The 16,479-nt window shown below is 52.2% G+C and carries 9 protein-coding genes; all 9 read right to left on the bottom strand.

Annotation, left to right across the window (positions count from 1 at the left end; genetic code table 11):
• Positions 1-257 precede the first annotated feature (257 nt).
• The 9 genes from P4D80_RS22590 to P4D80_RS22550 all read right to left on the bottom strand — a co-directional run bounded on the left by P4D80_RS22590 (position 258) and on the right by P4D80_RS22550 (position 16,479).
• Positions 258-5,576 carry a phytase gene (locus tag P4D80_RS22590; RefSeq protein WP_421656301.1) on the bottom strand — a complete coding sequence of 1,773 codons (5,319 nt, stop codon included), beginning with the start codon at positions 5,574-5,576 and terminating at the stop codon, positions 258-260.
• 337 nt (positions 5,577-5,913) lie between these two features.
• A complete protein-coding gene (locus tag P4D80_RS22585) occupies positions 5,914-9,624 on the bottom strand; it encodes an ExeM/NucH family extracellular endonuclease (protein ID WP_421656300.1) in 3,711 nt (1,236 codons plus the stop codon).
• A 497-nt stretch (positions 9,625-10,121) separates the two neighbouring features.
• Positions 10,122-10,487 (bottom strand): DUF1993 family protein, encoded by a 366-nt coding sequence (locus P4D80_RS22580; RefSeq protein ID WP_421659586.1) that lies wholly within the window; start codon positions 10,485-10,487, stop codon positions 10,122-10,124.
• Complete coding sequence (locus tag P4D80_RS22575; protein ID WP_421656299.1) at positions 10,484-10,648, bottom strand: DUF1993 family protein; 165 nt, start codon at positions 10,646-10,648, stop codon at positions 10,484-10,486. Before P4D80_RS22575 ends, P4D80_RS22580 begins: the two co-directional genes overlap by 4 nt.
• Before the next feature lie 83 nt (positions 10,649-10,731).
• A complete protein-coding gene (locus P4D80_RS22570; protein WP_421656298.1) occupies positions 10,732-13,539 on the bottom strand; it encodes a M16 family metallopeptidase in 2,808 nt (935 codons plus the stop codon).
• Between the two features lie 239 nt (positions 13,540-13,778).
• Positions 13,779-14,579 carry an energy-coupling factor ABC transporter ATP-binding protein gene (locus tag P4D80_RS22565; RefSeq protein WP_421656297.1) on the bottom strand — a complete coding sequence of 267 codons (801 nt, stop codon included), beginning with the start codon at positions 14,577-14,579 and terminating at the stop codon, positions 13,779-13,781.
• 17 nt (positions 14,580-14,596) lie between these two features.
• Positions 14,597-15,394: a cobalt ECF transporter T component CbiQ gene (cbiQ, locus tag P4D80_RS22560; protein WP_421656296.1), complete on the bottom strand. Its 798-nt coding sequence runs from the start codon at positions 15,392-15,394 to the stop codon at positions 14,597-14,599.
• Between the two features lie 2 nt (positions 15,395-15,396).
• Entirely contained in the window at positions 15,397-16,047 is a 651-nt protein-coding gene (gene cbiM, locus P4D80_RS22555; protein ID WP_421656295.1) for a cobalt transporter CbiM, read from the bottom strand.
• Positions 16,048-16,479, bottom strand: a complete 432-nt coding sequence (locus P4D80_RS22550) for a carboxypeptidase regulatory-like domain-containing protein (RefSeq protein ID WP_421656294.1) — start codon at positions 16,477-16,479, stop codon at positions 16,048-16,050.

The following is a 16,479-nucleotide window of genomic DNA, read 5'->3' as shown; positions in this document are numbered from 1 at the left end:
ATCTACCCCCTTTACAAATTAATGATGACTACCTACTTAGGATCATGGATTTCATAACACCGCATTCTTTGAGTGAACTGACCTCTCCCCCTTCCCCTCTCCGAGGCGGAGAGGGGTGCCAAAGGCGGGATGAGGTTTTCGGAGTTATTTAATTTTCATTCCTTAGTGGTTTGTCAGTTTTAATTTTGCACCTCCGGATTGAGTAAGAGTGGTTATTTTGTGAGTTGAAAACTCAGAAAATAAGTATTGACAGACCACTAGCTAATTGTTTGACCCACGCCTAGCGCCGCCAACGGATCACGCTGAAATGGATTGGTGGTCAATCCTGACCCGTAGCTGCCAAAGCCCACTCCCGCTGCTCCTGCAACTGAATTGGGACTGGAAAGGGTCGGCGTCACCTCAAACTGACTGACGATTTCTGGGGTCAAACTGGTAATGGCAGTGGGATTTGCCAGGAGTTGCTGTTCGCTATAGAAAGGAATGCCGTAGGTAGTTACCGTCAGCTTTTGGGTGTCTGGAGCAATGTCAATTTCTGTCCAGCCATAGACATGGGTTGAGAGATAGTCCCCTTGCAGGAGGGTGGCGTTGATCTCGGAACCCTGCAAACCTAACGGATCGTAACCAAACAAATCGGTTTGTCCCTTCAACAGTTGTTTGATGAAGTCATCCTTATCATTCGGAATATCATCAGCGTCGGGGGCAACGGGCAGGCTCTCATAAAAGGCAAACTGTTCTGGCGTAATCAGTCCGGCTCCCAGTGATAAACGAGCAACGGTGGGTCCAAACAAACCCTCAAAGAATGCCGCTGGACCCGTGACAATCTCAAACGCTCCAGTTTGAATCTGGGGCTGACCGGGGGCTAACTGATAGGTGAGGTTGTTCACCAGAGTGCCGTGGAAGTCGCCGGATAAGAAGACAACGTTCTGGATGTTGTTGTCATTAATAAACTTGAGCAGTTCGGTCCGCTCGGCGGCGTACCCCTCAAATCGATCTTCGGCATTAATCACACCAAAGTTTTGAATCGGTTCGGGCACGGCAATAAATTTCCAGGTAATGCCGTTCTGCTGAGCTGCCAGCAGATCCTGTTTGAGGTCAGAAAGTTGCTGACGGCCTAATAGGGTACGGTTGGGGTCGAAGGCGTTGACCAAAAATTCGGTGGGATTACTCAGATTGGCGGGAGCCAGTTGGACATCCCGGAAGGAACGGGTATCCAGGACAAACATGGCGGCGTCGCTGCCGTAGGTGTTGAAACGGTAAAGCTTCAGCTTCCCTGCGGTGCGGGGGTCGCCGGTTGCGCCATAGAATTCATTGCGAATTGGATGATACTCCTGAAAGGCTTGCAGGGCCGAGCGATAGACCTGGGTTTCATTGACAAAATCCACTGCGTCCGTAAACAGAGGATCGGGTGAGGAGCCAATGGTGGGAGCATCGGGGGATTGTCCAGGAGCCGCCCCTCCAGCGAAGTTATCGACAATTTCGTGATCATCAATAGTCGCCAGGATGGAGGTGGATGCGTAAATATCGCGGACGGTATTTAGCCCAAACCGGGGGGAAACATTTTCGGCGTGTTTGGTGCGGAACTGATCCAGGGTACGGGCCTGGGTGACTCCTGGTAAGGCGGCGGTTTCGGTATCAGCATAGATGGTGTCGCCCAGCTTGAGGAAAAAGTCGAGGCTGCGATCGCTCACATTTGACAGGGAGGGGAAGGGAGGAGACTGCTGCCAGTCGCCCGTTACACCAAACCGTAAGCCCGCATAGGTACCCAATTCTGCCGAGGTTCTAAACCGTCCGATTTCTATATCTCCGGCGGCATCTGTCACCCGGTAATAGTAGTCGCTATCGGGAGTAAGCCCGGTGATTTCCAGTTTGGCGGGTACAAATGGATCAATCACTCGTCCGGTCACAATGCCATCAATGGTAGAAAAATTGGGGCTGAAGGAATATTCAACATTCACCTCGCCTGTAAAAGTGCTGCGGGCCCAGAGAACCGTCGATGTCTGGGTAGTGTCTCCACTGGCAATGCCCAGTAGGGAAGCGGGAGTCGGATTGCGCGGGTTATAGCTGAAGGTATCAATCAGTAATGGATCAGGGAAAGTATTGGCGATGTTTTCCCAGGGCACAAACTTAAAGTTGGTGCTGATGTTCTCCAGTTCGCCCTCGTCTTCCACCAATACAGCCGGGTCATTCAAACCATCTTGGGTGACAAATAGACCGAAGGGGAAGTTGGGACCAAGGGACACGTTGATCACATCTGCCCCATCCGACTCCTGCACACCGTCAATGCTGCCATTGGGGCCGACGGCAAACCTGCCCAGATATTGGTTGTTGCCATCGCGAGAGTAGACGGCAAAGATATTGTTGCCCTGGCTGGAAGCCAGCAGGTAACCCGTACCGTCAGGACCGTAGTAAATGGTCAGCCCCTCCATATCATTTTCTACAATGCTGCCGCCAACGGCTTTCACACGATCAATCAAAATTCCCGTATTACTGCTGTCGGGTTCTGCCAGGTACTTCCAGATACCAACATTTTCCTGCCCGATATAAAGGAAACCCGTTTCCTGATCAACCACCATCCCTTCCAACTGTGGGTCGGTGTCTGCGGGGGCGCCTTCGGGAATGGGAACAGTGAAGTTGCGGACTCGCTCAGCTCCAATAGTGCCGTTGCCTGTATCAAATAAACGGTATTGCGCCACATCTCCTGTTTCCCGACGGTTGGCAAAGACATAGTAGTCCTGGGTCAAAGGGCTGCGGTAGAGGGCGATTCCGTAGGCACTCCGCTCGTCTGAGGAGTAGGGTGGTTCAAATGGTGCTGCCTGAAACAGGGTGCCGATGCTGCTGTCGGTAATGTCTTCTAAATAGTTGCCATCTGTTGCTGCGGGGTTGATCTTGAAGATAACCAGTTTATCGTTGTTGCGATCGGTGGCAACGGCAATATCAATGGGTTCTCCGCACAGATGGAAGCCATATTGCAGGTCAATATTGTTATAGCGAATGCCACCGGGGTTAATTTCCTGCACCAGTTCGCCGGAAAGGTTATACACGCGCAATCCAGCATTTTTAACCACAGTGAGTACCAGACTTTTAGCTGGATCGGTGGGATGAACGTAGATTGCGGGGTCGTCAGCGTCTGCCTGCTGGTCGTCTGGCAGGGTGGGGTCATCCAGTAAGGCCGGGCGAGTTTCCACGGTGGGGGCAACGGTCGGCACCAGGTCGGCTCCCAGGGTGAGAATTTGGGTGAATTGGGTGGTATTAAAGTTGTTGTCGCTGACCAGCACAATGGATTGACGACCATCGGCCAGACGGGGACCAAATTCAATGCCTTCTATGTTGTCGGTGCCGGTGGGCAGGTTGAGGTTATCCAGGTTCAGTAGAAGCCGCTTCTGGACGGGTTGGATGGTGGTTCGTTGTTCTGGGGTGAGGCTGTTGAGGGATGCGATCGCGCTAATATCTGTCGCCCCCTGCAAGCTGATCTCGTAAATCTTGATCGTGTTACCCGTACCAGGGATTCCGGCAGTAAAGGAACGCTCCAGGGCCAGCATCGTACCCCGATTGTCAATTGCCAGCAAATCTACCAGTCCGTTGGTATTGAAGCTGGTCGGCGTCGGAGGTGGAACCGCAACCGGATCCACCTCATAAAGGTATTCCTTCTCTGGCTGTCCATTGACCAGATTGTACTGAATGATGCGGGCGGGGCTGGAAGCCGTGGCACTGGCGGCAGGACCATCCTGTACCAGAGCATTTTCGGTCGCGGTATAGAGATAGCGCTGGTTGGGCGTAATGGTGAGGCTTTCAAATGCCAGATTGTTGCGAATCCCGGAAATCAGTGTATCGCCTGCGTTAATCACACCATCGCCGTTAGTGTCCTGCACAACTGGCAGGAACTTAGTCGGGATAAGTAGCGATCGCACCTGCTGTCCCGTAGCCAGGTCAAACTCATTTACAAAGGGATTCGCCACCCGACCAGCAGTGATGTTGGCTTCCCCTTCCGAGGAAATAAATGCGGTGCCACGCCCCGTTAAGACAATATCTTCCGGGTCAAGCTGGAAGGGAGCAAAGGTGTTACTGTTCTCGTCCCGCAGCAGGGTAACACCCGTAAAGGTGACGGTGGGAGTGCCATCGGCAGCTAATTCAATGTCGGCGGTATAGAAGCGGGGTGGGGTGTTGTCGGCTGGGGGCGGCGAGGCGGGTGAGTTGGTGGCGGTGCGATCGCCGCGATCGTCCGAAATAATGTAGTAACGGTTGGTTGCCCGATCGTAGAAAATCCCAGACAGTCCGCCAATCTGAGTGTTGATGCCATTCAGTTCTGCCGTTAGAGCGGTGGGAAAAATTTGCTGTCCGCCCAGATCTGGGTCGAGTACGGTGGTTCCAGGTTCCGTAGCTCCCAACTGCACATCTACATAAACCGGGCGGTGGTCAGAACTGGGAAATCCTCCCGGCAGGGTGGGGTTGAACGTGCCCACCAGCGGAAACAGAGGATCGGTGTTGAGAGGCCAGAAAACAGCAGAGTTGGTAATCTCCAGGTCGGCAGAAGGGAGCACATAGTCTGCCCGCAGGTTGCCCGGAGCGGTGTCGGCAAAGTCCGCGGTGTCAAAAGCAGGATTACTCCGGTGATTCAGGTTCGCACCCCCCTGAAGGACTGACTGCTGGGGACCGCCAGGGCTACTGGGAATAAAATTGGTATTGATGTTGGGATTTTGCAGCAATTGACGAATGGCAAAGTTATAGCTGTCCCCATCATTCGGGTCGGCGTTCTGGTCGCCCATGATAACAAAGCTTGACCCAGCAGGCAGACCGCCAAAGTTGCCGCTGTCGTCGTAGATATAGCCGCCCCGACCGGGAGTAACATAATCGGACCAGAAGCGGATTTCGTCATGGTTGCGCTTGCCATTCCGGTCTTCGGGGCCATCAAATACAGGCGGGGTGGGGTGACTGATCAGAACATGGATGACCTGCCCATCCACGATAATGGGCACATCCCAGTGGCTCTTAGAGGAAAGACGCAGGATTGCCTGTTCTTCCGGTGAGTAGAAGCCTCCCAGGTTTTCGTTCACGGGAGTGGCGGGGTTGTCTACGGTTGGATCATTGGTCAGTAAATTACTCGGCATGTCCTTCCAGAGAAATGTCTGGAAGGTGCGCACGTTGGCGGTGTCGATTGGATATTTGGAGAGCAACACCATACCAAACTGGCCGGGAAAGTTGCCGAAACCGAAGGAGTCATCTCCATAGCCGGGGGTTTCTGGTGTAGTAACGGCGACCCCATTATTATTCAAATCAAATCCAGTGGCGATGCCAGTGTTGGAGGGTGCGATATAGACGTAGGGATAGCGCACCGAATCTGTTCCATTCTGGCTGACGGAGAGATAGTTTTGCTGGAACAGGCGCACGGGCTGGAGGGGGTCTGATTCTACATAGTCAAATTCATTGAGCAGCAAAACGTCTGGGTTAATGCGCTGGATGATCTCAGCAACAGTTCTGGCCTGAGCGTTGTCAGGGGTGGACAGGTCAGTGGCCAGTCGTCCAGCACTGTTCCGATTCAGTGAGGCATTGAATTGGGAAAAACGAATGGTAGAGGGCATAGGTAGCTTCCTGAAGATATGGGAGAGTTAAAGAACTGTAGGAGAGGGCAGGGGTGAATCAAGGGGGCAGGAAGGATGGGAGATATAGCGGTAGTCATTATGGTTAGGACGGGATGCAGGGGTGGAACCCCTGGCTGGGGGCGAAGCCCCCACTCCCTCTCTAATTCCAATGTCCTAACGCACCCGCGTAGAGCTATAGGAAAGGGAAAGGGGATGGGAAGGATTTTGCTCTAGGAAGCAGGCAATAGGGCCTGAGGAAACCGAAGAAAGCAGGTGGGTAAGGTCTCTCCAGCCAAGAAAAGAGGATTTAGAGACCGTGCCCACCTGATAAGGCGAATTAGACAAACAGGCTGGCAACGGAGAACAGCCCGTCGTCAAATTTGATGAATTCGATGTTGATCAGGGTGTCAGTTCCAATGCCAGCCCCGGTGATGGTGAAGCGATCGCGATCGCCGCTCAGGGTGAAACTGGCTCTGGTGCCGCCGTATTCCACCACATCCCCAGTGACGGTGTAGGTCTGGCCGTTGAGGGCAGTGAAGGTGGTGAGGCGATCGCTTCGACCTACCTGTCCGCCACCGTCGAACACGTTATTGTTCGCATTCCCAATGAAGCGGTCATTGCGGCTGGTGCCGATGACGTTTTCGATGTTGCTGAGGGTATCCGTCCAGGCAAGAGCACGGTTGGTGCTGGAATGTCTGGCAACGCTGCTAATCAAGTTCACATCTAGTCCTGCAATGGTGCCAAATACGCCATTGAAGACGAGGTCGGAGTAATCTGCGGTATCAATGTTGCCACCCCCATCCAGGTTGTCATTGCCTAAACCACCATTCAGCAGGTCGTTCCCATCGCCGCCAAAGATGCGATCGTCGCCACTTTTACCGAAGAGGGTATCGTTGCCAATTCCCCCATCGATCAAGTCTGCTTTGCTACCGCCGTAGATGGTGTCGTTGCCGCTTTCACCGTAGAGTTCGCTGACGGTGCCGTCAAAGTCATTGAAGCGATCAGTGCGATCGGCTGCCAGAATGTCATTGCCATCACCGCCGTAGATGATGTCGCCACCCCGACCCCCTTCAATCACGTCATTGCCACCCAATCCCCAGATGGTGTCGTTCCCGTTATTGCCGCTGATGCAATCGGGACCCTCGGTGCCATTGATGGTGTCGTTTCTACGAGTCCCCTCAATCATGTTGATGGTGGGACGAATCAGGTCGAGCCCAATAATAACGGGGTCATGGTCTGAGGTGCGGAAGGCATTTGGTTCGTACAAGTTATTGCCGGTTGGCTTCGCTTCAAAAGACTGCTCATCGCCATCCCGCAGCATGTTGTTGTAGTCAAACACAGGCACTTCATCAGCGTTGATATGCCATTCGGCAACGCCTGTAACCTGGGCTACCATCGACGCATTCGCCAGAGCATGATCCAGATAACCCAGTTGCCCGTTAAACACGAAGCTGTAAGCGTTGTTACCACCAAATCGTTCAACCAGATCGGTGTAACCCGCATTCTTAATCGCAGTAATTGGCGTTTCGCCCCTGTAGGCATTGAGGTCACCAATAATCAGGTAATCGGGGTCGCCCTGCCCGGTGGGATCGCTGGGTAGCCAGGTGTTAACCAGGTAGGCAGCCGCTTTGGTGCGAGTATCGTTCCAGGCACTTTGACCATCGTTTTGATCCAGGTCTGCTCCCGTAGCTTCCGCTGCCCCCTTGGACTTGAGGTGATTGACCACAACCGTAAAAGCTTCCCCAAAGTCGGGGTTATTGGGATTTATCACTTCAAAGGTTTGGGCGATCGCCGGACGGTTCCGCTGCTGCCCGGTGTTATTGGGGTCAGTAAAGGCCGGATCATTCAAAATTGCAACGGTTCCTTTTGGTTGCACAACCGCTGGTTTGTAGATAATGGCAACTGTGATTTGATCAGTACCGACGACGCCTGTATTGATGTAGCTATAGGTTCCGGCTCCGGCAACGGCATTGAGGCGATTGACCAGTTCTTGAATAGCAGTGCCGTTATTTTCAATCTCAACTAAGCCAAAAATATCGGCATTGATGCCCGTCAGTGCCGCAATCAATTTCTCATTCTGGCGGTTAAATTCGTCTTCGCTATCAGCTCCCCGATTCTGGGATACCCCAAACGGTGCATCAAAGTAATTCAATACATTGAAATTGGCAACTTTGATATTGCCACCTACATCTGGGGCAGTCATCGGACGGGGATTTTCAACTGTAAAGGTGACTGGAGTTGCTTCTGTGGGGCGAATTCTCCAGGCATCGGTGCCCGTTTGTCCAGCAAATGACCAGTGCAGCACGCCCGTCAGGCTACCGACCGAATCGCCGCCCCGGAAGTAGTTCACACCCTGGGTGCCGGTACCAAAACCACCGGGTTGGGGATGGTAGAACACACCATCGGGGAGCGGCGCATTTTGCCGATTGTTGTCGTCATCCAGAATGATGCGGCTGCGTTTCAGGTTATCTAGGAAAGCCGTATATTCTGTTGAGGTTGGTGTGTTGTCGATGTGGCTGTACTGGTAGGGGCGTCCCCCTGCCGTCAACACAATTTGTCCGTAACGAGCCAGTTCAAAGTATTCCGACACATACAGCTTGTCGGCAAACTGCACTCGCATTCCCTCGTACTGCTCGTAGAAGTCATCGATGTCGCCTGTAACTGGCAGTCCAATGATGGTAGGGGGTACCAGAGCCAGATTGTTGCCACCATCGACTAGGGTGATGCTACCAGCAGTGGTGGCGCTCACCTGGGTCATACCAAAGAATTCACTGACAGCTCCCGTTAAGCGAACAATCTGCCCTTCCTGCACGTCCAGAGGGGCGGTATTGCCCGTAAAAACGAAGATCCCCTCTGAGGTGGTGAGGTCGATGTCCTGATCCACAACTTCCTCCTGGATGAAGAAGCCTCGCAACTGATTGGTCAACTGGAAGTCGGCGGTAACCACTCCCTCAATCGTTACTGTCTGACCATTCAGGGGGCTGACATCGTTATGAACGCCCCCTGCTAGCTGGGTTGATGCATTGCCCTGAATCTGGTGAATCCTGGTTAGTTGCAGAGCAGCGTCATTGTCAATGATGCTGACGTTGAGGTTGGGAATTGTGAGGCTGGTATAGGCTGGATCGGCACTGCTGGCGATCGCATGGGTGATGATACCTGTGTGGGGGCCTTCCACAACCGTATCGTTCACGGCCCGAACAGTGACAGTGCCCTGAGTAGTCGTGCTGTCCAGGGTTAGCGTCACGGAACTGAAAAAGTTGACGCCATCAATGCTGATCTGGGTCTGGGCATCGGCGGCGATCGCAATCTGTACCGTTCCTGTCGGTGTGGTGTTGAGGGCGATCGTGTAGCTGTCCGTAATCTCCGGGGTGGCTTCATTGACCTGGGTAATACCGCCAGACTCGGTGAGCGTGATTCCTGCTACCGGCTGGGAGGTAATGGCAGTGACGGTTAAGTCATCAATGGCCAGCCCGTGATCGTTGCTGGGATGGTTAATATCTGACCAGCGCAACCAGATCTCCTGACCAGGTGCGAGACTCAAACCATCCAATGTTGCGGAAAGGTTGGTACGATTTGCCACAGCGTTCCCATCCAGGGCACCAGCGGTTGTGCTAAACACAGGACTGGTAAAGTCGAGAGCGTTGAAATCGCTCCAGACCCCTGTGGTCAGACTGGTAGCATTCACCTGATATTGAAAATCTACCGTTTGAGCCAGACCGGTGCCGCCGCCATTGCGCCACTGTTCACCGATGTAACCGATATTCAGACCGCTGACAGTACTGCTGGTGTTGTTTACAAACCGGGCACCGTAAAGGATAGTGTCGGTGCTGCCCGAACCTACGGAACCCAGGGCGCGATCGCTTGAACTAGATGCCCCAAAACTGTAGAGCGCTCCTGTAGTGGATGAACCCGTTCCGGTGTTGTAGAGCAATCGATTGGAATACCAACCAGCAAGGGTTGAGTCATCCGTCCAGGTAATGCCAGTGCCCGTACTGGCGAGGGTGTCAAAGGTTTGAGTGTAAGGGTTACTTAAAGAAATCGCAGGCATGAAAGTACCTCGGTCAGTAGCGGGAAATGAACATAAATCTGAGCGATCTCACCCATCAACGAAACGCGTACAAGGGTTTGCTGCCAAAAACACAGCAAAAAGTAGCCAGAGGAAACCCAATTCCCGGCGATTCTGGCTGTCATGGACGGTAGCGAGGCGATCGTGACTGTCCAAACAGGTGGTTGGAGTTAAAAGTTCACACAAGCGGGAATGGATAGGCAGGCAACACTTTGCTCTGTCGCTTTATACAAATCCCACATGAACTTTAAGAAATTTCTATCAAACCTTTAAAATGTCCGTAATGATACTGAAAAATCACAATAACTTCATACATCTCTCACAGAGAGTAAATGCTATACCAATTCTTGAAAATCGGACTGCGAAACTCCCGATTTTCGCTATTGCAATACTTATTCTCCCGCTGGTCTGGCACGAGCCAATGAAAAATTCAGCCCTCTTCAAAAAGTTACTTGACCTCGCCCGGCTCAGAGGCTGTATTAGGCATCACCTTGATGGTTTAAAAACGGCACTAAATGCATCATAAAATCTCGCTTTCCTATTGGTACTCCTTCCATACGGAGGATGTTATAGGCTGTTGTCATATGAAAATAAAAATTCGGTATGAGAAAATCATTTACATACGAGATTCCAGATATTTCCATATATAGCTCTGGCCCAAACTCAAGCCGATAGCTTTCTGAAAGCTTAGCATCGACAACATTGATACTTGCCAGAAGTCCCTTGGTAGATGAAATATGATCACGAGCTTCAGTGAATGACTTTACGTCAGGGTTCAAGTTGTTTGCTGACTGACCTAAGCACCATAATGCGAAGTTGCGAGGCTGATTACAGGTAAACGCTATTTGTGTGTACCAAAAGGGAACATATCAGGCGCTATGCGTCGCTGCAAAAGGGACTCCACATCGTCTGTGAAATGGCCTTCAGCCACATCTAATAGATGGCTTAAAGTATCAAGCCTGGAATTGAAAATGTCTTTTAGTACTGCAATTTTCTGACTTTCCATTAGGTTCTTTAGAGACAAACTTATGAGGCGGCGGCGGAGAATGAGGGGGAAAGTTTTGTCAGTCAACTAGGTCAACAACTTGTCTACTTTATTGTGGAAGAAGGTGGCCCCGCGGTCACAATTACAATGCGATCTGGGTGCAGCAGTTCGGCAATTACCTGATTAACCTGGGCTGGAGTCACGGCTTCGATCTTATCTGTATAATTACGAATTTCGTTGATGTCCAGGCCAAATACAGCGTTCATCAAGATAAGGCTAGCCAGATCATCTGGATCGGCGAGTTCTACCGAGTAGCTACTGGTGAGCGATCGCTTCGCCGCAGCCACTTCTGCCCCGGTGACCCCTTTTTCATGCACCTGTTTCAAAAGACCTAGCGTACTGGCGATCGCCCGTTCGGTGTCCTCTGGTGCGGTTTGTAAAGTAATGAGGAAGGGTCCTGCGTTTTTGCCCGCCTGGAAGAAACTATAGATGCCATAGGTCAGACCCTGGCGATCACGAATCTCAGTTCCCAAACGGCTGGAGAGGGTATCACCGCCAAGGATCTGGTTCATCACTAATGCCGCATAGTAGCGGGGGTCTTTCCGGGTAATGGCGTTATAGCCCAGAAAGGTCACTGATTGAGTCTTACCGGGTAAGGCTGGAGCCTTACGAACAACAGTTTGGGGCAGTGGCACATCCGGAAACGTCAGTTTTGTATCGTTCGTTGGGTCTTCCCAGGTTCCCAGTTCCCGATTCAGCAAACTCCGCACCTGAGCCGGGTCAAAATCACCCAGCAGCGTTAACACGGTACTATCTGGGTGATAGTGGTCTCGATAAAACCGCACCACATCATCGCGAGTAATGGCGTTCAGGCTGGCTTCTGTGGGGAAAGTGTGGAAGGGATGATTTTCTGGATAAACCGTCTGCTGGAAAACGCGGCGGGCCAGTCGGGCAGGGTTATCCAGTTCCAGTTTCAAAGCCGTCAGCGCCCGTTGGCGGCTTAACTCCAGTTCCTTTTCGGGAAAACTGGCATTCTTCAGCACGTCCGCCAGTACCTGAGTCAGAACGGGTAAATCCGAGGCCAGGGCGCTACCGGAAACCCTAACCCCTTCTCGACCGGCTGAGAAGGACAGGCTGGCTCCCCGATTTTCTAAAGTTTTGGCGATCGCCAGCGCATCTCTGGTTTTCGTACCATTCATCAGGTTAGCTGCTGTCAGGCTTGCCAGTCCTGCGGTGGCGGGCTGGTCAAAAGTACTGCCTGCTTCAATGAAGCCGCTGAGGGTAACGGTGGGAGTGCTGCGATCGGGCAACAGCAACACCTGTAAGCCGTTTGCGAGCGTCAGCTTTTCAGGCAATGGCTGTTCAGAGTGGTTTCCATTGGTTGCCAGGGGGGGCAGATACTTCGCTACTTCCGCCGGATCAACGGGCTCACCAGGGCTGAAATTCTCCGTAGTTTGGGCAAAGTTGCCAGCACTTGCCCCCTGACCATTGGGCCGGGTTGGTTCAAAGAAGCCAACCGTGCGCTTATTCGGAGCGAGATAGGTTTGAGCTGCTCGCTGTACATCGGCAGCAGTGACTTTAGAAATGGCATTCAACAGGCGATCAGTGAAGCGGTAGTCGCCCGTTGTGGTCTGGTCATCTCCAAGTTGAAATGCCTGACTGACAATATCCCGGTTCCGCAGTAGCATGGAAGCCCGGTACTGAGTCTTAGCCCGTTCCAGTTCTTCCTGAGAAACCCCTCTATCGCGCAGATCAGCCAGAGTTTTCTGCAATACCTGGTCAATCTGCTTCAAATCCTTACCAGGAGCCGCAGTAATTGAAAATTCATACCAACCGCCCCCAATCATGTTGGCGGCATAACCATCGGCACTGCTGGCCAGCCCTGTTTCCACCAACGCCTGATAGAGGCGAGAACTGCGCCCCCCTGCCAGAATATAGTCCATTATCTGCAAGACAGGCACATCGGGATGGGTTGCATTGGGAAGCGGGTAGATTTCATTCAAAATTGCGGCACTCCCCGGTTCTCGCAGAACAATGGGAGGTTTTGCTGAACCACTATCAGAGGCTAGTTGAGATGGGTTCTCCGCGGGTAGGGGTTGAGTTTCCCTGGGAAGCTTGCCAAAGGTTTCTTTCACCAGATTCAGGGTTGGTTCCGTCTGAAAGTTACCCACAATAATCAGGGTGGCGTTATCAGGCCGGTAATAGCTCTGGTAGTAGTCTCGCACCTGCTGGACAGTGAACCGCTCCACATCAGCTTTGGTGCCACCCACTGGCAGGCCATAGGGGCTGTTGGGAAAGGCTGCTTTCATTACTGCCCGCCCCAGTCGATAACCCGGACTGTTTTCATAGCCTTGTAACTCTGAAATGACGACCCGTTTTTCACTGGCAAGCTCTTTTTCACCAATAATGGAATTCTTCATGCGATCGGCTTCGAGAACCAGCAACGCCTTCAACTTGTCTTGCTCAACAGTGCCGAAGTAGGCAGTCTGGTCGTAACTGGTAAAGGCATTTGAGTCGCTGCCCAGAACACTGAAAAACTGCCCAAACTGGATCGGACGTTCCTTTGTGCCCTTAAACATCAGGTGTTCTAGCTGGTGGGCAATGCCGTTGATGCCAGGTGTTTCGTTGCGGGACCCCACGCGATACCACACCTGAACAGTGACGACGGGAACTGTGTTCACCTCTTTGGTCAGCACCGTCAGCCCATTGTCCAGCACCGTTTTGCGGACGTTTTGAGTCAGAGAAAGGGAGGGGCTGACGGCTTCCGCTGGGGGTGGAGTGTTTTGAGCGGCAGTCCAGGGAGGAGCAAGCTGAGAACCAGCGGGCAGCCCAGAAAACAGAACAGCCGTTAGACAGAGACTACAGAGGAACCCGAACAAACCGTAGCGACGTAAATGCTTTGGCAACGACATAACCTGCGGAAACCTGAACATTCTTGGATGATAATTTTCATTCAAGCGGTGTACAGCCCGTTGAGACGGGGTATGGAGTCTAGGGTTGACCTCCCAGGAGTGAAAACCACTACATTGCTCCTAAAGACAACGCCTGTCATCCGGATGGCTTTGGAGTGAAGCTTAATCGTAGCTCAAATTAATCGCATTCGTTCTTCACTCATTCCCTACTCCCAGACATCCATACTCCCAGACATCTATCAAATCACCGGAGCATCATCCATCCGACAATAAGGGCGACTGTAGCTGAGGGGCAATTCCAGGGCATATTGTTCCAACTGTTCTGAATCACTTAGGATTGTTTCGGTGGGGCCGTCGTACACAATTTGCCCCTGACTGAGGACAATTGTGCGATCGCACAACTCCAGTGCCAGATCGAGATCGTGGGTCGCAATCAACTGCGTCAATGGCAACTGATCCAGCAAATGAATCAGTTGACGGCGGCTGCGGGGATCCAGTTGGACGGAGGGTTCATCTAGCAACAAAATTTGGGGATTCATTGCCAGAACACTGGCGATCGCCACCCGCTTCTTCTCCCCTCCCGACAAATGATGAGGTGGGCGGTGTGCCAATCCCTGCACCTGCGTCAGTGCCAGAGCAATACTGACCCGTTCGTCAACCTCATCGGGTAACAACCCCATATTCTGGGGGCCAAAGGCCACATCTTCCCAGACAGAAGGCGAAAACAGCTGGTCATCCGGGTTTTGAAACACCAATCCCACATCAGGGCGAAAATTACCCGGTAACACCGATTCTCCAAACAGAGCAATTCTGCCAGCTGTAGGTGCCAGTACTCCACACAGCAACCGAAACAGGGTTGTTTTTCCACAGCCATTGGCACCAATGACCGCAACCCGCTCTCCCGAATGAATCCTCAAATTCACTGCTCGCAAAACATCAGGGCAATCGGAGTAGGAAAATTCCAAATCGGTCACGGCGATCGCTGCCTCAACCATTGCAATTGGCAGTTCTCGTTCAAGCAGTGGATTCATCAGTGTCATGGCGTCTCAATTAGTGACTAAAGCAAAAATTCAGCGGCCACAAAACCCGCTGCAATTAACAGGGTGAGAAGAAGGGCAGCACTACTCCAGGAAAGAGTTTTGAGTTTTGAGTTTTGAGTTTTGAGTTTTGAGTTTTGAAGGGTATATCCCCTTAACTGCATAGCTTGATAAACCTGCTCCGCCTGCTCGTAGCTCCGGATCAAAAGACTGCCTGCCAGGGCCGCAAGCTGTTTCAAAGTCTGACTATTGGGGCTCAGTAGGCCTCTCCTGTTTCGGTTGCTGAAGCCACGCAGTCGCATAGCAGTTTGCATAACAGTCAGATTATCGGCGATGTCGTAGAGATAGCGGTAACTCAGTAGGGTCATATCAGCCAGAACAGGCGGAAGACCGAGCGATCGCATCGCCCTCACTAACGTGGCAAACGGAGTCGTACTCAATAGAATCAACCCCAGTGTGAGAATCGAGAAAAACCGCGCTGTGATTAATAGGACAGCAATACAGCCCTCCTGGCGCAATGCAAGGATACCCCATTGCCAGATCACTGTCTCACCCGACACAAACGGCAGCAGCAGGATAATCCCCAGCAAAAAGAAACCCGGATAACGGAAGCGGTTGAGTAAAAAAGAAATGGGCAGTCCCGAAGTCGCGTAGAGCCCCCCAGTCACCAGCAGCATGGCAGGCACTAACCGTAGATCCTGCACAGCTGCAAAGGCAAAAACCAATGCCCCAAAGCTAATTAACTTTGGGTTGGGTAGCCAGCGATGGATGGGAGAATCCCCATTGGCATGGGCATCCAGGTTCAACCGCCCCACCATACTTACCACTCACCCTGTAGCAGTTCTGGTTTTACCCGTTCCAGAAACAACACCAGCATTGCAGTGAAGGTTCCCTCAATTAGAGCCAATGGAATGTGCGCTAATAGCAAGGTGAAAACCGCTGCTTGCTCGATTGCGGCATCCAGATCAGAAGGAATCGTTGTGATCACTACGGTGAAAAAGATTAATGCAGAAAGGCCCAGGCCAAAAGCCCCCGCCAGAAAAGCAAACAGCCCAGAGGCAAGCCTCGGCTTAAGTCGTCTACCCAAGGTATGACGAAGTTGAAACAGGTAATATGCCACCAAAGCTGGAATGCCCATAATCAGCGCATTGATCCCCAGGGTGCTGATGCCGCCATGCCCGAAGGTCGCCGCTTGAAAAAATAAGCCAATTAAAATTGCCGGAAATGCATAGTAACCCAGCACGCAGCCCAGCATTCCGTTTAGTACCAGATGCACACTGGCAGGAGGAATGGGGATATGAATCAGGGAAGCCACAAAAAAAGCTGTAGTCAGAAGGGCTGCTTTGGGAACTCCCAGCATTGGATCTTTCCTGCGGTTGATCTGCTGCAAAGAGTACCAGGTTACGAGGCTAGTAACCGCGTATCCACCTATACAAATCTGAACTGGTACGATGCCGTCGGGTATGTGCATCTACTTCCTCCGCCAGAAGAAGAGTGCCGTGCCAATCAATCCCCAGACGACAGACGCCGTCATCACTCCTTTCTGTAATGGAGTGTAGCCGCTGCTCCTGTTTGTCGAAGCGACAACATTAGTCGCCCCCACGGGAATCGTGACAATGTCTCCATGCCCTGCCGATCGCACTTTGACTTCCCAATTTCCAGGCAGCGAAGCGTCGGGAGCAAAAGTGAACCGTCCTTTGTCATCGGTCTGTCCTTTGAGCCAGGGGTCTTCTTTGTTTGGTGCATAAACCGTAACTGAGGCCTGTTTCATCGGCGCCCCAGTGTCATAATTTGCCTGGATCTCAAGTGCCTGAGTGGTTTTGTACTGGATCACTGCTCCGTGAGCGATCGCACGCCCTGTCTGAAATGCCACCAAACATACCACTGGAATCCACCACCTCAC

This window comes from Leptothermofonsia sp. ETS-13 (assembly GCF_049200465.1).
Lineage (GTDB): Bacteria > Cyanobacteriota > Cyanobacteriia > Leptolyngbyales > Leptolyngbyaceae > Leptothermofonsia.
This window is presented reverse-complemented; position numbering and strand designations above follow the sequence as displayed.